Raw genomic sequence first — 16,427 nt, 5'->3', positions numbered from 1 at the left:
AGATCTCTGCTCCATATCACCCTCGTGATGGTGGGCTTTTGCCGAGCGACCGCTGCGATGCGAAACCGGGAGGATTCCATGCTCCGGACATTGCGGTCCATTATGGGGATGACAGCTGCGACGGTCGCAGCTCTGGTGCTGACCAGCACTGCTGCTTTTGCCCAGACCGACCCGCTGCCCTCCTGGAATGAGGGCAAGGCCAAGCAGACGATCGTCGACTTCGTCGCCAAGGTGACCCGAGAAGGCGGGCCCGACTTCGTCAAACCGGCCGAACGCATCGCCACCTTCGACAATGACGGCACGCTCTGGGCCGAGCAGCCGGCCTATTTCCAGTTGCTCTTCGCCTTCGACGAGATCAAGCGGATGGTGGCCGAGAAACCGGCGCTGAAGGGCAAGGAACCGTATCGCTCCGTGCTCGCGCGCGACCTCAAGGCCTTGTCGGCCGGCGGCAACAAGGGGCTGCTGCAGGTCGTCAGCCTCACCCATTCCGGCATGACAACCGACGCCTTCAGCGCCTCGGTCGAGAACTGGCTGAGCACAGCTCGCCACCCTACGAAGCAGCGCCCCTATTCCGAACTCATCTACCAGCCCCAGCTCGAGCTGCTGAACCATCTGCGCGCCAACGGCTTCAAGACCTTCATCGTGTCAGGCGGCGGCGTCGAGTTCATGCGCGTCTTCGCCGAGAAGGTCTACGGCATACCCCCCGAGCAGGTCGTGGGCTCGTCCGGTGTCGTGAAGTTTCGAGTCGACGGCAACGGCAAGCCGGGGCTCGTCAAAGAGAGCAAGGTCGAGTTCGTCGATGATGGGCCGGGCAAGCCGGTCGGCATCAACCGCTTCATCGGGCGCCGGCCGATCCTCGCCTTCGGCAACTCGGACGGCGATCTGCAGATGCTCCAGTACACGACCGCGGGCTCGGGCGCGCGCCTGGCCCTGATTGTTCACCATACCGATGCCGAGCGCGAATGGGCCTATGACCGCGCCTCCCATATCGGCAAGCTCGACAAGGCGCTCGACGAGGGCAAGGCCAAGGGCTGGACGATCGTCGACATGAAGACGGAATGGAAGACCGTCTTTCCTGCTGGGCAGTGAGCATGGACAAGGCCGAGATCATCGATCGCTTCCGGGTAGAGGATGGCGATGGTTTTCGGCTGAAGCGTTTCGACCCCGCCGACACCTGCGGTCTCGATATCGACAAGAGCGAGGCGAAGGACCTGCTGCAGGACGGCGTCGGGCGCCTGCGCGATCTGCAGGAGCGGCTCTACGCCGAGCGGCGCTGGTCGGTGCTGATCGTCCTGCAGGCGATCGACACAGCCGGAAAGGACAGCACGATCGAGCATGTCATGTCCGGCGTGAACCCGCAGGGTTGCGAAGTGACCTCGTTCAAGGCGCCGAGCTCGCTGGAGCTGCGCCACGACTTCCTGTGGCGCGCCGCTCGCGCCCTGCCCGAGCGCGGCGAGATCGGCATTTTCAACCGCTCCTATTACGAGGAGGTGCTGGTCGTTCGCGTCCATGAGGATCTGTTGCGGAAGCAGGGGTTGTCACCGAAGCTGATTGGCAAGGACATCTGGCAGGAGCGCTACGAGAGCATCCGTGATTTCGAGAAGCATCTCGCCCGCAACGGCACGGTGATCCTGAAGTTCTTCCTCAATCTCTCCAAGGACGAGCAGCGCAAGCGTTTCCTGGCGCGGATCGACGAGCCCGACAAGAACTGGAAATTCGAGCCGGCCGATCTCGCCGAGCGCAAGCATTGGGACGACTACCAGAAAGCCTATCAGGCGATGATCGCCCACACTGCGACGAAGCATGCGCCGTGGTACGTTGTCCCCGCCGACAACAAATGGTTCACGCGTCTTTTCGTGGCGGAGACCATCGCCGAGACGCTCGACGGGCTCGCTCTCGACTTCCCGAAGGTGGACGACGAAGCGCGCAAGGCGATGGCCAGGGCCCGCAAGGAGCTGCTGGCCGAGGACGACAAGAAGGGCTGAGATGATGGCGGATGCCGCGACGCTCGAAGGACCAGTCCGAACCGAAGGGATGATCTTCATCGCCGGCGGTAGTTTCCGCATGGGGTCAGACGAGCATTATCCGGAGGAGGCGCCGAGCCACCGCGTCAGCGTCGACAGCTTCTGGATCGACGAGACGCCGGTGACCAACCGCCAGTTCCGCGCCTTCGTCGAGGCGACCGGCCACGTTACCTTTGCCGAGATCCCGCCCGATCCGAAGGACTATCCGGGCGCCTTGCCGCATATGCTGCAGCCGGGATCACTGATGTTCAATCCGCCGACTCATCCGGTCGACCTGCGTCTCTGGGGAGAATGGTGGACGTTCAAATTCGGAGCGACCTGGCGCAAGCCCTATGGCTCCGGCTCCTCGATCAAGGGGCTGGACGATCATCCTGTCGTCCATGTCGCCTATCGCGATGCCGAAGCTTATGCGGCTTGGGCGGGGAAGGCGCTGCCGACCGAGGCGGAATGGGAATTCGCCGCCTGGGGTGGCAGGGAAGGCGCCGAATTCGCCTGGGGTGACGAGCTCACCCCGGATGGCCGTCACATGGCCAATATCTGGCAGGGCAACTTCCCGAACGAGAACACGAAGGAGGATGGCTGGGCCCGCACCTCTCCAGTCCGGACGTTCCCAGCCAATGGCTACGGCCTTTTCGACATGATCGGAAATGTCTGGGAGTGGACCACCGACTTCTGGTCAACGCGCCATCAGGCCGACGCACTGAAGGCCTGTTGCGTACCGCAGAACCCGCGTGGCGGGCCGGAGGCCGACAGTTACGACCCGCGCCAACCGCACATCCGGATCCCGCGTCGCGTGCTGAAAGGCGGTTCGCATCTGTGCGCCCCGAGCTATTGCCGGCGCTACCGCCCCGCTGCGCGCCATGCCGAGCCGGTCGATACCTCGACCAGCCATGTCGGCTTCCGCTGTATCGTCAGGCCCGCGTCCTGACGGGGCCACCTGGATTGAACTCGCCGAATGAGGAAGGGACCGTGCACGTGACCAAGCTGTCCGGGCTTCTCGTCGCTCTGTGCTGTTCGGGCCTCGTCGGTTGCACCACATCTGCGCAACAGCCGCCTTCCACCACCACGGTCGCGCCGCCCCAGCCGCAGCAGCGCAGCTATCTTGATACAGGGCCCAGCCCCGCCCGCACGGGCGGCCCGAGCTATATCCGGGCCAACCAGAACAGCGCGACGCGCCAGACTGACTTCTTCGGCAACGACGTTCTGCCCCGCATGCCGTAACGCCCGCCGGCTGCCGAGGGGCAACTTCCTGGTCCACCAGCCAGAGGGCCGGCGGACCAGGCCGTAACCGTTACCGCGGTGACTTGCCGGTCCCGTCGGTCAAAAGTCCGGGCAATCTTGTTTTCAGTTCGACCGGCCGCCTCACGGAGGCTGCACGGGTCGTGCGCCGATGGAGCGGCGAGACCAAGAAACTTACTCTTAGATGAGCTTCAGCTGCCAGCGTCCGCACTTGTTCTAAGCCGTGACTATTCCCCACTCAAGGAGATGCGCGATGACGACGGAACTCGAGCACACCGAGAAGCCAGCCACCGCCCAGGACGGGCCGAGCGTGAACCGGCGCAAGATCCTGCTCGGCGGCACGACGCTGGCCGCCGCCTCGGCGCTCGGCGCGGCGACGCCGGTTCAGGTCGCGCAGGCGCAACAGCAGCCTGCTGCGGCATCCGGCAAGCCCCCCAACATCCTGGTCATCTGGGGCGACGACATTGGCACCTGGAACATCAGCCACAATAATCGCGGCATGATGGGCTATCAGACGCCGAATATCGACCGCATCGCCCGCGAAGGCGTCAGCTTCACCGATTATTACGGCCAGCAGAGCTGCACCGCCGGCCGCGCCGCCTTCATGGGCGGCAATGTGCCAGTGCGTACCGGCATGACCAAGGTCGGGCTGCCCGGAGCGAAGGAGGGCTGGCAGGCGAGCGATCCGACGATCGCCGCCGTCCTCAAGGACAAGGGCTACGCCACCGGCCAGTTCGGCAAGAACCATTTCGGCGACCGCGACGAGCACCTGCCGGTCCGGCATGGCTTCGACGAGTTCCTCGGCAATCTCTACCACCTCAATGCGGAGGAGGAGCCGGAGAACCCGGACTATCCGAAGAACCCGGAGTTCCGCAAGCGCTTCGGCCCGCGCGGGGTGATCAAGGCGAGCGCGGACGGAAAGATCGAGGACACCGGGCCGCTGACCAAGAAACGGATGGAGACGATCGACGAGGAAACCGCCGCCGCTGCCATCGATTTCATCGAACGGCAAGTCAGGGCGAACAAGCCGTTCTTCTGCTGGTGGAATGCGACGCGCATGCATTTCCGCACGCATGTCAAGGAAGCCAATCGCGGCAAGTCCGGGCAGGACGAATACAGCGATGGCATGGTCGAGCATGACGCCTTGGTCGGCACGTTGCTGAAGAAGGTCGATGATCTCGGCATCGCCAACGACACCATCGTCTTCTACTCGACCGATAACGGCCCGCATTACAACAGCTGGCCCGATGCCGGCACGACTCCGTTCCGCAGCGAGAAGAACTCGAACTGGGAGGGCGCCTACCGCGTTCCCGCCTTCGTGCGCTGGCCCGGCAAGTTCCCGGCCGGCACGACGCTGAACGGCATCGTCGCCCATGAAGACTGGATGATCACCTTCGCCGCCGCTGCCGGCATGCCGGATGCGAAGGATCGCCTGATGAAGGGCGACAATTTCGCGGGCCGGCGCTACCGGTCCCATCCGGACGGCTACAACATGCTCGACTATTTTAGCGGCAAGACCAAGGAATCGCCGCGCAAGGAGTTCTGGTACGTCAACGATGACGGCCAGGTCGTGGCTGCGCGCTACGAAGATTGGAAGGTCGTGTTCCTGGAGAACCGCGGTGAGGCCTTCGGCGTCTGGCGGGAGCCCTTCACCGAACTGCGCGTGCCCTTGCTGTTCCATCTCCGCCGCGACCCGTTCGAGAAGGCCCAGCACAACGCCACCGTCTACAATGACTGGTTCATGAGCCGCGTCTTCGTTATCGTCCCGATCCAGGGGCTCGCGGCGCAGTTCCTCCAATCGATGAAGGACTATCCGCCCAGCCAAACACCGGGCTCGTTCAATCTTACCAAGATCGAAGAGCAACTGCGAGCAAACGTCGTTCGCTGATCTGAGTAAGGACGACCCCATGCCTGAGCAGTCGTGGGGCCGTCTTCGACGGCGGTGACGGGAGCGCTCGGAACGCTCAAGGGACTTCAAGAGATGGATCGAACCGGTTCCACAGCGCGCGATACCGTCCGGGAGCTCCAGGCCCGGATCAACCAGGACATCATCGGGCAGGAAAGGGTGGTCGAGCGCATCGTCATCGCGCTGCTCGCCAACGGCAATGTCCTGCTGGAGGGCCTGCCCGGCCTCGCCAAGACCCGCGCGATCAAGAGCCTGTCGAAGAACCTCGAATCCGATTTCAGCCGTATCCAGTTCACGCCCGATCTGCTGCCTTCTGACGTGACCGGTGGCGAGATCTTGCGCCAGGATGGCAGCTTCGAGTTCAGGAAGGGGCCGGTCTTCGGCAACCTCATCCTCGCCGACGAGATCAACCGCGCCCCGCCCAAGGTGCAGTCGGCCCTGCTCGAGGCGATGGAGGAGCGGCACGTCACCGCCGCCGGCAAGAGCTATGATCTGCCGCCGCTGTTCATGGTGCTGGCGACACAGAACCCGATCGAGCAGGAGGGGACCTATCCGCTGCCGGAAGCGCAGATGGACCGCTTCCTGATGCATGTCCGGATCGACTACCCTTCGGATGCCGACGAAGTGAAGGTGATGCGGCTCGTCCGCTCGGAGAGCGCAGCCGCCCCGACCGGCAGGGCGGCGCCCCCGACCATTCCGCAGCAGACGATATTTGATGCGAGAGAGCAGATCGACCGCGTGACGACGAAGGATATCGTCGAGAGTTATATGGTGGCGCTCATCTCCGCGACGCGTCGGCCGGGCGAATTCGGCGACAAGCTCAAGAGCTGGATCGCCGTCGGCGCCAGCCCGCGCGGCTCGCTCGCGCTCGACAAATGCTCGCGGACCTATGCCTGGCTGCAAGGGCGCGACTACGTCACGCCCGAGGATGTCCAGGCCATCGCGCATGACTGCCTCCGGCACCGACTGTCGCTGAGCTACGAGGCCGGAGCCGACGGCATGACGCCCGACGCGGTGCTGGACGAGATCGTGAAGCAGGTCGCCGTCGCGGCCTAGATCATCGCGCGTCCAAGCGGGCGCGCGATGATATCGTATTGTTATCGCATCAGATTCTTCCGCAACGTGGTTTCCACTTTCGGTCCGATGCTATCGTGAGGCAAGGCCATGGCGATGATGCGGGAGAAGGCGCGGATCGGCGCGGGCGCTACGGAGGCGGGAGCCCGCGCCTTCGTCACGCTCGACGAGCTATTGCGCCTGAAGCATCGCGCCAGTGGCTTCAGCTTCCTGCCGCGCCAGCCGGTGCACAGCCTGCTCGCCGGCCGGCATGCCTCGCGTCTGCGCGGCCGCGGCCTGAATTTCGAAGAGCTGCGGCACTATGTCGAAGGCGATGACACACGCACGATCGACTGGTTGGCGACGGCGCGGCTCGGCAGCCCGCATGTTCGGGTCTATTCTGAGGAGCGGGACCGGCCGGTCCTGCTCCTGGTCGACCAGCGCAGCACCATGTTCTTCGGCAGCCGGCGAGCGATGAAGTCGGTCGCGGCGGCGGACGCTGCGGCGCTCGCCGCGTGGCGTGTCGCCTCGCTCGGCGACCGGGTCGGGGCGGTGGTTTTCGGCGACGATGGCCTGACCAGCGTCAAGCCGCAGGCGCGCGATGCCGGCGTGGTTCGCGTCCTGACCGAGGTCGCCCGCCGCAACGCCGCCCTGGGCAAGCCAGGGGCGACGAAGCAAAGCGCGGCAAGGCTCAACGAAGCCTTGGTCGCCGCGGCGCGGATGAGCCTGCATGACGGGTTGGTCTGCCTCATCTCGGATGCCGCCGGCGAGGATGCCGAGACGCCGCGGCTGATCACCAAAATCTGCGCGCATAATGACTTGATCGCGGTCTTCGTCCACGACCCGCTCGAACAGGACCTGCCGGATATCGGACGGGCGACGTTCAGCTCGGGCACGGCACAGATCGAGCTCGACGCCTCAGCGACCTCGCTGCGCCAACGCTTCTCGGCAGAACGCCGGCAATGGAGGGCGCGGCTCGCCGATCTGTCGCGCGACCGGGCGATCCCGATCCTGCCGATCGCCACCGACCGCGACGCCGCCGTGCAGCTGCGCGAGCTGCTCGGCCGTCGCCAAGCCCGCCGGCTCGCCGGGGCCGGCACGGGAGCAGCGTCGTGAGCGAAGATCCCGGCGATCTCGCCAGACTGGCCGATCTGGCCTTGCCGCCGGCCGTGCCGTTCTGGCCGCCCGCTGCCGGCATCTGGATCGTCGGCGGCGCGGTCATCGCGATGCTCGCAATCGCCGGCATCCGCGCGCTGCGGCGCTACCGGGCGGATGCCTATCTGCGGGCCGCCGCCGCCGAACTCGATGTGTCTGTCGCTACCAGTCCGAGCGGGATCGACACTGTCGAAGCCGTCTCGGCCATCCTGAAGCGTGCAGCCATGGTCACCTATGGCCGGGAGCGGGTCGCGGCGCTGACCGGACCGAGCTGGGCGTCGTTCGTCGCGCAGACGGCACCGCCGGGCGCGCGCACCGATGTGCTGGCTGCGGGACTGGAGCGGCTTTTCGCCTGCCCCGAGAGCACCGCCGGTGGCGATGCCGGCCTGCTCTTCGGGCAGGCCAAGGCCTGGCTGCGCGGCCAGCGCGGCCGGGCGGGGAGTGCATGACATGCTCAACTTCGCCTATCCCTGGATCATCCTGCTCCTACCACTGCCGCTGGTGATCTGGTTCTGGCTACCGCCGCATGCGCAGGAGCGCGTCGGCCTGCGCGTGCCGTTCTTCGACAGGCTGGCGCGCCTGTCCGGGCAGGACCCGGTCTCCGGCGGCGTCGTAACGCGGCGCGATGCCGGGCGCTGGCTCGCGCTCCTGCTGGCCTGGCTACTGGTGCTTGCCGCGCTCGCCCGGCCGCAATGGATCGACCCGCCGCTGCATCGCGATCTGCCGACGCGCGACCTGCTCCTGCTGGTCGACCTCTCCGGCTCGATGGACACGAAGGATTTCGTCGATGCGTCCGGCAAGACGGTCGGTCGGCTCACGGCGGTGAAGCAGGTGCTCGACGAGTTCCTGTCGCGGCGCAAGGGCGACCGCGTCGGCGTGGTCGTGTTCGGCGATGCGCCGTTCGCGCTCGTGCCTTTCACCACCGATCTCGACCTCTGCCGCCTCATGCTGCGTGACACGGTTGTCGGCATGGCCGGGCCACGCACCGCCTTCGGCGATGCGATCGGCCTGGGGATCGGGCTCTTCGCCAAGAGCACAGTCAAGGCGAAGACGATCATTGCTCTGACCGACGGCAACGATACGCTGAGCAAGGTGCCGCCGGCCGAAGCTGCCGGCGTCGCCAAGGACAAGGGCATCGTCATCCACACCGTCGCGGTCGGCGATCCCCGGGCAGCCGGCGAGGACAAGCTCGACGAAGCCGCGCTGAAGCAGGTCGCCGATACCACCGGAGGCGGCTTCTTCCGGGCGCTAGACCGGACCCAGCTCGCCGAGATTTACAACCGTCTCGATGCGATCGAGACGCGTCGCGTCGACACGGTCAGCTTCCGCCGACGCCGCGACGTCTACTGGGTGCCGCTCGGCGCCGCACTAGCCTTGAGCCTGCTCGTCCAGGCGGTTCGGCTCGTCGGCAGGCACCGCCGCAGGACGCCTGCACCCGCTAAGCTTGCCGGAGTGGGACGATGATCGCGAACCTCTCCGCCTTCCATTTCGAACGGCCGCCCTGGCTGCTGGTTCTCCTCCCTGCGGCGTTGCTCTGGCTGCTCGAGCGGCGCGATGCCGATCCGCTGCTGCAATGGCGCCGCGTCATCGATCCCGTCCTGCTGCCTCATCTGATCGTCGGCGGTGATCGGCAGGCGCGTATCCGGCCGGGCGACTGGCTTCTGCTCACCTGGCTGGTCGCGGCGATCGCCGTCGCGGGACCGGCCTGGCAGCGCGAGCCGTCGCCCTTCGCGCAGGCCAAGCCGCCGGTCGCCGTTGTGCTGAAGGTGACGCCGTCCATGCTGACGCAGGATCTGGCACCGACGCGGCTCGACCGCGCCCGGCAGAAGCTCGCCGACATCCTGGCTGCGCGCGAGGGCGCCGCGACGGCGCTGATCGCCTATTCCGGCTCGGCCCATCTCGTCCTGCCGGCGACGCCTGACAGCGCCGTGGTGCTCGACCTTGCCAAGGCGCTGTCGCCGCAGATCATGCCCAAGGAAGGTGACGACCTCGCCGGCGCGATCACTCTGGCGAGGCGCGCCCTCGCCGACAGCGCCGATGGCGGCTCGATCCTCGTCATGGCGGACACCGTCTCGCCGGAGGCGATTACGGCTCTGGCCGAGGAGCAACGGATAGCGGCGACACTGCTCGCCATGCTGCCGGTGGGTACCGACACCGGCACCCTGTCCGAGGCGGCCCGGGCGATCGGCGCCAGGCTCGTCCCGGCCACGATCGATCAAGCGGATGTCACCGCCGTGGTCGGGCGGCTCGACAGCCGCGACGCTGCCGCCAGTGTTGCCGGAGACGGCTCGCATTGGCGCGAGGCCGGCTATTGGCTGGTGCCGCTGCTCGCCTTGCTGACACTGGCCTGGTTCCGGCGCGGATGGGTGCTCGCATGACTGGCATCCACAAGCTCGCAGCATCGCCCTATGGCCTCGTCGCGATCGTCGCGGGACTGGCGCTGCTGGTCATGGGCTATCGCCTCGGCTGGAACGATCTCTGGCTGACGCCCGACCAGCGTGGCCGCCTGCTGCTGGCGCAGAGGCGCCCGGCCGATGCGGCGCAGGCCTTTCGCGATCCGCTCTGGCGCGGCGTCGCCCTGTTCCGGGCCGGAGACTTCAAGACGGCTTCGCAGGCCTTCGCGGCCCGCGATACCGCCGAGGGTGCCTATGACCAGGCCAATGCGCTGGTCATGCTCGGCCAGTACGAGGACGCGCTGAAGCGCTATGACCGGGCGCTGGCCTTGCGCCCCGGCTGGCCGCAAGCCCTCAATAATCGCGAGATCGCGCGCATCCGCGGCGAGCGGAAGAAGACGGAAGGCGGCGAGACCGGCAATACGGACGACAAGGCTGACGAGATCGTCTTCGACAAGACCAAGAAGGGCGGAGAGGATGCCACGGTCGAGGGCGACAAGCCAATGTCCGACGAGGCCGTGCGGGCACTCTGGCTGAAGCGTGTGCAGACGCGGCCGGCCGACTTCCTCAGGGCCAAGTTCGCCTACCAGCTACAGGCGGACCCCAGCGAGGCAACGCCATGATCAGGGGCGCGATCGCACTAGCGCTGGTTTTCGCCTCCGCCATGGCCTGGGCCCAGGTTCCGGCCGGGCAGCCGCTGGTGCGCACCAAGCTCATTCCGGCCGAGGGCGTCGTTATCGGCCAGCCGGTGCGGCTCGACGTCGAGGTCCTTTTTCCCGGCGATATGTCCTATCCGCCACTTGCCAGCGTACCGGAGGCCAAGGGCGCGCAGATCATGCGCTTCGAGACGCAGGCGACCACCATCCGGGATCGGATCGACGGGCAGGATTATGTCGGCAAGACCTTCGAGTTCACCCTGTTTCCGCGCCGCGGCGGCGAGATCGCGATTCCTGCACCGCATATCACCGTGCTCGACAAAAACGGCGACCCGACAGGCTCGGTCGAGGGGCAGGCGACCCGGCTCGACGTCGCCATCCCGGCCGGGATCGACCCATCCGGCCCCGTCTTGGTCGCCGACGCGGTGAACGTGACGCAAAGCTGGTCACCCAATCCGGGCGGGCAGCCCGTCAAGGCGGGCGCTGCGATCACGCGTACCATCACGCGCCAGGCCGACGGCGTGCCCGCGCTCGGCATGGCGGACTTCCAGTTCACAGCGCCGGAGGGCGTGCGCGTCTATGTCGATCCGCCGGCAGTCGACGATCGCATGAATCGCGGCAGCGTCGAGGGGCATCGTACCGACAAGGTCACCTATGTCTTCGAGAAGGCTGGACAGTATCAGCTGCCGGCGCTCGTCCAGCCCTGGTGGAGCCTCGCCGCCAAGCAGGCGCGCACGGAGGAATTGGCCGGCCTCGCGGTGACGGTCACCGCGGCTGCCGGGCCGGCCACGAACTCGCATCCCAGTTGGCGACCGGGCTGGCTGATCGCCGGCCTCGCCGTCCTGGCTCTGGCGGGGCTCGCCGTTCTGTCGGGTGGGCGCCTCACAGCCTTGCGTCGCAGGCTGCTCGCTGAAAGGCAGGCATCGGAAGCGTTCGCCCGCAAGCAACTGCAAGCCGCGGCGCAGTCGGGCTCCGCCGATGCGACCTATCGGGCCTTCTCTGTCTGGCGCGGACGTCTAGCTCCCGGCGAGGCGGCCCGTCTGCATGGCGATGCCACCCTCGCCCCGCTGCTCGCCGGGCTCGAACAGGCGCTGTTCGGCGCGGGCGACACCTGGACAGAACGTAACGGAGAGGAATTCGCCGGGGCGATACGGCATTGGCAACCGCGGGCCGTCGCAACGTCCAAATTTACCCCGTTGCCGTCACTCAATCCCAGGCATGACGCTGGCCGACCATCAGCGACGCGATAGACCCGGAGCCACGAAGTAACTGTTACAGCCTTAAGTAAGGTCGCGTGGCTTGATACGTCGATCCAAGAGACATTCTCTACTGCGAGCGGCGATCTCGACGAGCCGCCCGGTCACAAGCGGAACGTCTCGGAGGCTAAATCACCAAGCGCCCAAGGGGCTATGATACGGAGCTAACCGTGAGAGGACCCAGACTCCTTGTTTCGGCCATCGCTATTCCCTGTCTCGTGGTCGCAGCCTTCATCGCGTCCTCGGCCTCGGCCCAGGTGCCGTTGTCGAGCTATGCCGACAAGAACGGCTATGTCGATGTACAGAAACTGACCTGCGCGCAATTGGCAGGGACCTTCCAGGAAGATGCCGATTTGCTGGCGGCCTGGTATAGCGGGTGGTACAACGGCCTGGCCAAGGCCCATCGCGCCAAGATCAGCCGGGTCAAGGACGATCTTCACCTGGTGATCGTGCATTGCAAGGCCAACCCGAACGTCACGATCATCAAGGCGATCGACAGCGTCTTCAAAGGCAAGAAGTGAGTAACTTTCCGGCGTAGCATTGCAGAAATCGGCCTTCCCGGCCTCTAGCACCCGTCCGGAGACGCACATGAAAATGAGACTGCCGACGCTCATCCTCATCGCGGGAGGTGCGACAGCGCCTGCCGCGGCGGCGGACCTCGCTCCGCGTCTGCCGCCGCCGGTCGTGGCGCCGCTGGCCGATGTCGAATACAGGATCACGCCGTTCTTCTGGATGGCGGGGCTCAACGGCGAGATCGGCACGCGCCGGAACCTGCCGAGCGTCGATGTCGACGTGACCTTCGGCGACATCCTGCGCAATCTCGACTTCGCCGCGATGCTGGCCGGCGAGTACCGCAACGGGCGCTGGGGCCTGCTCGCCGATCTCACCTATGTCGCGGTCTCCATCGACGGCGCGAGGGACGTGACGCCGCGCACGCCGGGCTTCACCAGCGCGACGCTCAAATCCCGCCAATTCAACGCGACGGTGACCGGCTTCTATCGCTTCTATGATGGCAGCGGCTTCACTGCCGATGCGCTCCTCGGCGCGCGCATCTGGTCGGTGTCGACCGATGTCGACCTGCTGCTCGGTGGCGTGCTCGCCGTCTCGACCGGCTCGGACCGGACCTGGGTCGATCCCGTCGTCGGCGTCCGCTTCCATGCCGAGCTCGGCAACGGCTTCGGCATCAGCGGCTATGGCGATATCGGCGCCGGCAGTTCGCAGGTGACCTGGCAGCTGCGCGGCACGCTCGACTATCGCTTCAACGCGAACTGGTCGGCCCATATCGGCTATCGCCACCTCGCCGTCGACTATAAGCGCGGCGGCTACACTTTCGATGCCGCCCTGAGCGGGCCGATCCTCGGCGTGTCCTATCGATTCTGAGGCGGTGACAAACCAGGGAAGGGTGCAGCATGCTCGACACCATCGCCCTGGTTATCCTCGTCGTGATGATGCTGCTCATCGTCTACGGCCTGATCGCAATCTGGGGCATCCCCTACGAGATCGCCAAGAAGCGCACCCCCCCGCACCAGGACGCGATCGGCGCGGCGACTTGCGCATGTTCGCCGCCGCCTTCCCGCAGACGGTCGTTCAGCGGCTACAGCCGGGCCAAGCAGCCGAGCTTGCTTTCGACGCCATTCCCGGCCGAGTGTTCGCAGGCAAGTTGCGCGTGCTGGTCGATGCGGTTTCGCAAGGACAACTCCAAGCGAGCTCCAGCCTTCTCAAACCGGAGGATCGCGGCAAGAAGGCTAGCTTCGCCCTCGCGTCCATCAATATCGAGGACGACCTTTCAGCCTATCTGCTGCCGGCGGGGCGGCCGCGCAGGTGGCTGTCTCCAGCGACCATCTCAAGCCCGTTGCAGTGATCAGCCGCATCCTGCCCAGGATGAAGAACTGGCTCAACTACGTGTTCTAACCATCGCGAAGCATCGATGAGGAGAAGATCATGCTGACCTTGCAGATCGACACAACCGGCTGTTCGAGATCGGCAAGCGCGAAGCGGTTCATCGCCAAAATCTTTGCTTGCGCTTTGGTCGCCACGCCGATGGTTCCCGAGCCGGCGCTAGCCGTCATCCCCATTGTTCCGAGCCTGCGGGACAATGCGCCGAGCTTGGTCGAGCAAGTTCAGCGTCGCGGCGGATTCCGCGGCGGTGCGATGCGCGCAGGGGGCGGCATCAGAGGCGGAGCCGTGGCCAGGCCGCGAGGCGGCGCGATTGCTCGCCGTGGCTATGTCGGCCCGCGCAGCGCCGCCGTGCGACGCGGCTATGTCGCGCGCGGCCCGCGCGGCAATGTTGTCGCCGGGCGGCGCACCACCGTCGTTCGTCCCGGCTACCGGCCCTATCGGCCGGTGCCCGTCCGGCCCTGGGTTCGGCCGGCGAACTACTGGTGGCATCCGGGAATGGCGGTCGCCGCCGGCGCCGCGATCGGCTTCGTCGGCGCTGCTGCGGCGACCGCCTACGCCACCTCGCCGGCTCCGGGGCCCGGCTACTGCTGGTACTACTCGAACCCGCAGCGCACGCAGGGATTCTGGGACGTTTGTCCCTGAACCGTCGCGCCGACTGTCCCTCTCGCATTGGAGGTCACGATGTCGAAATGCATTGCTATGATCGTCGCCCTCGCGCTCGCAGCGGGCGGCGCCGGCTGCGCCACCTCTCCCGAGATCACGACCCAGACGGTTGTCGTTTCCGGAATCGGGCCGGTCGAGGTCGAGCGGCTCAGTGTCCGGATCGTGTCGATCGACCGCACCAACCGCTCGGTCGTCGTCGAGCAGGGCGGCAACACCTGGCGCGTCGACGTCCCGCCGGTCTTCGGGAACCTCGACAGGGTCCGCGAAGGCGACATGGTCGAGATCAGGCGGATTGAAGGCGTGCTCTTGGATATGGGGCGCAGCAAGCGTGGCTCGCGGCCTGCGATCACCTACACGGAAGCGGCGAGCGAACCGCAGTTCCAGAACCTGCCCGACCGGTTCGTCGTGCGCTCGATCAGGCTGACGGCGCGGTTCGAACGCTTCGACACGGCCAACAGCGTCGTGAGTTATGTCGGTCCGTTCGGGCCGCGCACGCTCACCGTCGTCGACCCGCAGGTCAAGGCCGAGTTGCAGCGGCTGCGGCGCGGCGACATGGTCGATCTGAGCCTCGCTGAAGCCTTCTATATCGGCCTGAGCTAAGCTCAAGCATGCTGGAATGGGAGGTTCGGCGCGCGTGGAACGTTAGCGCATCCGAGTCAGTCGTTTATTTGACGCATGTCCAGAACTTCCACCGCGACGGTTGCCGTCGCGCTGGGGAGATTGCAGGTCCGTCTGTTCGGACAAGATCAGAGTGGAGTTGACCCGGTTTTGTGGACACCTTTGAAGTCATTTTCTGGAGTGTCCGATGCCGCGTTTTCGAGCTGCATATCCGCCGGAGTTCCGACGGCAGATGGTCGAGTTGGTCCGATCCGGGCGAACGCCTGAAGAGCTGTCGCGGGAGTTCGAGCCGACCGCGCAATCCATCGCGAACTGGGTCCGTCAGGCTGATCGCGACGCCGGCAAGCGTAGTGACGGTGCGACGACTGCGGAGCGCGAAGAGCTGACCCGCCTCCGCCGTGAGAACCAGCGCCTGCGCCAGGAGCGCGATATCCTGTCAAAGGCGGCAGCCTGGTTCGCGCGGGAGAGCAAGGCGAACCCGAACGGGTTTTCCGGTTCATGAGCGCGCACCAGGCCGTGTTCCCGATCAAGACCATGGCCCGTGTCTTCAAGGTCTCCGCGTCCGGCTATTATGCCTGGCGCGGCAGGCCAGCCTCGGCGCGGGCGACAGCCGACGTCGACCTCACCCGGAAGATCCGCACGATCCATGCGGCCTCGCGCAAAACCTATGGCGCACCGCGGATCCATGCCGAGCTCAAGGCCGAGGGAGTGGCCATCGGCAAGAAGCGCGTGGCTCGCCTGATGGGCGCGGCCGGGCTCGTCGGCGCCAGCCGGCGCAGAAGCATCACGACGACACGGCGCGATCCCGCGCATCGGCCGCCGAACGATCTGGTTCGAAGGAACTTCTTTGGCGAGAAGCCGAACGAACTGTGGGTGGCCGACATCACCTTCGTGCCCACGCTCGCCGGCTTCCTGTTCCTGGCGGTCGTGCTGGACGCATGGTCCAGGCGGATCGTCGGCTGGGCTTTCTCAGCCGATCTGAAGACCCGCGTCGTGCTCGATGCGCTCGACATGGCGCTCGCCGCCCGCAAGCCGGAGAACGTCATCCACCATAGCGATCAGGGCTCGCAATATACCTCGCTGGCTTTCGGCAACCGCTGCAAGGACGCCGGCGTCAGGCCCTCGGCCGGCTCGGTCGGCGATGCCTACGACAACGCCATGTGCGAGAGCTTCTTCGCGACGCTGGAATGCGAGCTGCTCGACCGGAACCGCTTCCGCTCTCACAGCGAGGCGAGGATGGCGGTCTTCAGCTTCATCGAAGGCCTCTATAACCCGTCACGCCGCCACTCGGCGCTGGGATACCTCTCGCCCATCGAATACGAAAGGCTGCACCATGAACTGACCTGACCCGCCATAGCCGTGAACAGTCCACGGAAGCGGGTCAACTCCATTCTGGCAGAGGAACCTGAACTCTGATCAGGTAACAGGAAGGATTCCAGATGCTCGGCTGTTCGCGACCAAAGCGACGCTCTATGGTCGAGACTCAACGCAGCCAGTAGGCGACGAGAGCGGCGAGGCAGAGCGAGGCCAGATAGTTCCTGGCGAGCTTGTCGTAGCGGGTCGCG

At 66.0% G+C, this 16,427-nt stretch carries 19 protein-coding genes and 2 pseudogenes; 19 read left to right on the top strand and 2 right to left on the bottom strand.

Annotation, left to right across the window (positions count from 1 at the left end):
* Positions 1-108 precede the first annotated feature (108 nt).
* The 16 genes and pseudogenes from BMZ69_RS29200 (at position 109) to BMZ69_RS32275 (ending at position 13,543) form a co-directional block, all read left to right on the top strand.
* Complete coding sequence (locus BMZ69_RS29200) at positions 109-1,089, top strand: HAD family hydrolase (protein ID WP_244543610.1); 981 nt, start codon at positions 109-111, stop codon at positions 1,087-1,089.
* Positions 1,059-1,985, top strand: coding sequence for a polyphosphate kinase 2 family protein (locus BMZ69_RS29195; RefSeq protein WP_244543609.1), 927 nt, complete (start codon positions 1,059-1,061; stop codon positions 1,983-1,985). Before BMZ69_RS29200 ends, BMZ69_RS29195 begins: the two co-directional genes overlap by 31 nt.
* Before the next feature lie 4 nt (positions 1,986-1,989).
* The gene (locus BMZ69_RS29190; protein WP_092163549.1) at positions 1,990-2,952 is read left to right on the top strand and encodes a formylglycine-generating enzyme family protein; all 963 of its coding nucleotides are present in this window, start codon (positions 1,990-1,992) and stop codon (positions 2,950-2,952) included.
* Positions 2,953-2,999: 47 nt separating this feature from the next.
* Positions 3,000-3,245 carry a hypothetical protein gene (locus BMZ69_RS29185; protein ID WP_139219297.1) on the top strand — a complete coding sequence of 82 codons (246 nt, stop codon included), beginning with the start codon at positions 3,000-3,002 and terminating at the stop codon, positions 3,243-3,245.
* A gap of 271 nt (positions 3,246-3,516) precedes the next feature.
* Positions 3,517-5,151, top strand: coding sequence for an arylsulfatase (locus BMZ69_RS29180; protein WP_092163515.1), 1,635 nt, complete (start codon positions 3,517-3,519; stop codon positions 5,149-5,151).
* Positions 5,152-5,244: 93 nt separating this feature from the next.
* Entirely contained in the window at positions 5,245-6,225 is a 981-nt protein-coding gene (locus BMZ69_RS29175) for an AAA family ATPase (protein WP_092163513.1), read from the top strand.
* Between the two features lie 108 nt (positions 6,226-6,333).
* On the top strand, positions 6,334-7,338 hold the full coding sequence (locus BMZ69_RS29170; RefSeq protein ID WP_092163512.1) for a DUF58 domain-containing protein: 1,005 nt from the start codon (positions 6,334-6,336) through the stop codon (positions 7,336-7,338).
* Positions 7,335-7,826: a DUF4381 domain-containing protein gene (locus BMZ69_RS29165; protein WP_092163510.1), complete on the top strand. Its 492-nt coding sequence runs from the start codon at positions 7,335-7,337 to the stop codon at positions 7,824-7,826. The genes BMZ69_RS29170 and BMZ69_RS29165 overlap by 4 nt, the downstream gene beginning before the upstream one ends.
* Position 7,827: 1 nt before the next feature.
* Positions 7,828-8,841, top strand: a complete 1,014-nt coding sequence (locus tag BMZ69_RS29160; RefSeq protein ID WP_092163508.1) for a VWA domain-containing protein — start codon at positions 7,828-7,830, stop codon at positions 8,839-8,841.
* Entirely contained in the window at positions 8,838-9,755 is a 918-nt protein-coding gene (locus tag BMZ69_RS29155; RefSeq protein ID WP_244543608.1) for a vWA domain-containing protein, read from the top strand. The genes BMZ69_RS29160 and BMZ69_RS29155 overlap by 4 nt, the downstream gene beginning before the upstream one ends.
* Positions 9,752-10,393, top strand: coding sequence for a tetratricopeptide repeat protein (locus BMZ69_RS29150; RefSeq protein WP_092163507.1), 642 nt, complete (start codon positions 9,752-9,754; stop codon positions 10,391-10,393). Before BMZ69_RS29155 ends, BMZ69_RS29150 begins: the two co-directional genes overlap by 4 nt.
* The gene (locus tag BMZ69_RS29145; protein ID WP_092163506.1) at positions 10,390-11,676 is read left to right on the top strand and encodes a BatD family protein; all 1,287 of its coding nucleotides are present in this window, start codon (positions 10,390-10,392) and stop codon (positions 11,674-11,676) included. Before BMZ69_RS29150 ends, BMZ69_RS29145 begins: the two co-directional genes overlap by 4 nt.
* Before the next feature lie 206 nt (positions 11,677-11,882).
* On the top strand, positions 11,883-12,203 hold the full coding sequence (locus BMZ69_RS29140) for an HdeA/HdeB family chaperone (protein ID WP_280142136.1): 321 nt from the start codon (positions 11,883-11,885) through the stop codon (positions 12,201-12,203).
* 67 nt (positions 12,204-12,270) lie between these two features.
* Positions 12,271-13,062, top strand: coding sequence for a hypothetical protein (locus tag BMZ69_RS29135; protein WP_092163505.1), 792 nt, complete (start codon positions 12,271-12,273; stop codon positions 13,060-13,062).
* 29 nt (positions 13,063-13,091) lie between these two features.
* A pseudogene (locus BMZ69_RS32515) lies at positions 13,092-13,172 on the top strand (DUF3302 domain-containing protein); the annotation flags it as partial.
* A 65-nt stretch (positions 13,173-13,237) separates the two neighbouring features.
* Positions 13,238-13,543: an efflux RND transporter periplasmic adaptor subunit gene (locus tag BMZ69_RS32275; protein WP_244543615.1), complete on the top strand. Its 306-nt coding sequence runs from the start codon at positions 13,238-13,240 to the stop codon at positions 13,541-13,543.
* A 46-nt stretch (positions 13,544-13,589) separates the two neighbouring features.
* Here the strand turns inward: BMZ69_RS32275 and BMZ69_RS31810 are convergent, their stop codons facing one another.
* Positions 13,590-13,751 (bottom strand): hypothetical protein, encoded by a 162-nt coding sequence (locus BMZ69_RS31810; protein WP_175507033.1) that lies wholly within the window; start codon positions 13,749-13,751, stop codon positions 13,590-13,592.
* Between the two features lie 115 nt (positions 13,752-13,866).
* On the opposite strand from BMZ69_RS31810, the gene BMZ69_RS31400 reads away from it, so the two are divergent.
* The 3 genes from BMZ69_RS31400 to BMZ69_RS29115 all read left to right on the top strand — a co-directional run bounded on the left by BMZ69_RS31400 (position 13,867) and on the right by BMZ69_RS29115 (position 16,209).
* On the top strand, positions 13,867-14,223 hold the full coding sequence (locus tag BMZ69_RS31400; protein ID WP_139219295.1) for a hypothetical protein: 357 nt from the start codon (positions 13,867-13,869) through the stop codon (positions 14,221-14,223).
* Positions 14,224-14,262: 39 nt separating this feature from the next.
* The gene (locus BMZ69_RS29120) at positions 14,263-14,844 is read left to right on the top strand and encodes a hypothetical protein (RefSeq protein WP_139219293.1); all 582 of its coding nucleotides are present in this window, start codon (positions 14,263-14,265) and stop codon (positions 14,842-14,844) included.
* A gap of 205 nt (positions 14,845-15,049) precedes the next feature.
* Positions 15,050-16,209 (top strand): IS3 family transposase gene (locus tag BMZ69_RS29115; protein WP_092163501.1). Its coding sequence is split into 2 segments (ribosomal slippage): positions 15,050-15,308 and positions 15,308-16,209, totalling 1,161 coding nucleotides; the frame shifts between segments, so codons are not numbered across the junction.
* 136 nt (positions 16,210-16,345) lie between these two features.
* On the opposite strand, the pseudogene BMZ69_RS31395 reads toward BMZ69_RS29115, so the two are convergent.
* A pseudogene (locus tag BMZ69_RS31395) lies at positions 16,346-16,427 on the bottom strand (IS5/IS1182 family transposase); the annotation flags it as partial.

It is taken from the genome of Allobosea sp. CRIB-10, assembly GCF_900112185.1.
Taxonomy (GTDB): domain Bacteria; phylum Pseudomonadota; class Alphaproteobacteria; order Rhizobiales; family Beijerinckiaceae; genus Allobosea.
Note: the sequence above shows the minus strand (reverse complement) of the source record. Positions and strands in the feature narration are given on the sequence as shown.

Excerpts from the sequence above, each read along its gene's own strand:
- BMZ69_RS29200 (WP_244543610.1), top strand. The coding sequence starts at position 109 with ATGACAGCTGCGACGGTCGCAGCTCTGGTGCTGACCAGCACTGCTGCT.
- BMZ69_RS29195 (WP_244543609.1), top strand. The coding sequence starts at position 1,059 with ATGGAAGACCGTCTTTCCTGCTGGGCAGTGAGCATGGACAAGGCCGAG.
- BMZ69_RS29190 (WP_092163549.1), top strand. The coding sequence starts at position 1,990 with ATGGCGGATGCCGCGACGCTCGAAGGACCAGTCCGAACCGAAGGGATG.
- BMZ69_RS29180 (WP_092163515.1), top strand. The coding sequence starts at position 3,517 with ATGACGACGGAACTCGAGCACACCGAGAAGCCAGCCACCGCCCAGGAC.
- BMZ69_RS29175 (WP_092163513.1), top strand. The coding sequence starts at position 5,245 with ATGGATCGAACCGGTTCCACAGCGCGCGATACCGTCCGGGAGCTCCAG.
- BMZ69_RS29170 (WP_092163512.1), top strand. The coding sequence starts at position 6,334 with ATGGCGATGATGCGGGAGAAGGCGCGGATCGGCGCGGGCGCTACGGAG.
- BMZ69_RS29160 (WP_092163508.1), top strand. The coding sequence starts at position 7,828 with ATGCTCAACTTCGCCTATCCCTGGATCATCCTGCTCCTACCACTGCCG.
- BMZ69_RS29155 (WP_244543608.1), top strand. The coding sequence starts at position 8,838 with ATGATCGCGAACCTCTCCGCCTTCCATTTCGAACGGCCGCCCTGGCTG.
- BMZ69_RS29150 (WP_092163507.1), top strand. The coding sequence starts at position 9,752 with ATGACTGGCATCCACAAGCTCGCAGCATCGCCCTATGGCCTCGTCGCG.
- BMZ69_RS29145 (WP_092163506.1), top strand. The coding sequence starts at position 10,390 with ATGATCAGGGGCGCGATCGCACTAGCGCTGGTTTTCGCCTCCGCCATG.
- BMZ69_RS29135 (WP_092163505.1), top strand. The coding sequence starts at position 12,271 with ATGAAAATGAGACTGCCGACGCTCATCCTCATCGCGGGAGGTGCGACA.
- BMZ69_RS32275 (WP_244543615.1), top strand. The coding sequence starts at position 13,238 with ATGTTCGCCGCCGCCTTCCCGCAGACGGTCGTTCAGCGGCTACAGCCG.
- BMZ69_RS31810 (WP_175507033.1), bottom strand. The coding sequence starts at position 13,751 with ATGACGGCTAGCGCCGGCTCGGGAACCATCGGCGTGGCGACCAAAGCG.
- BMZ69_RS29120 (WP_139219293.1), top strand. The coding sequence starts at position 14,263 with ATGTCGAAATGCATTGCTATGATCGTCGCCCTCGCGCTCGCAGCGGGC.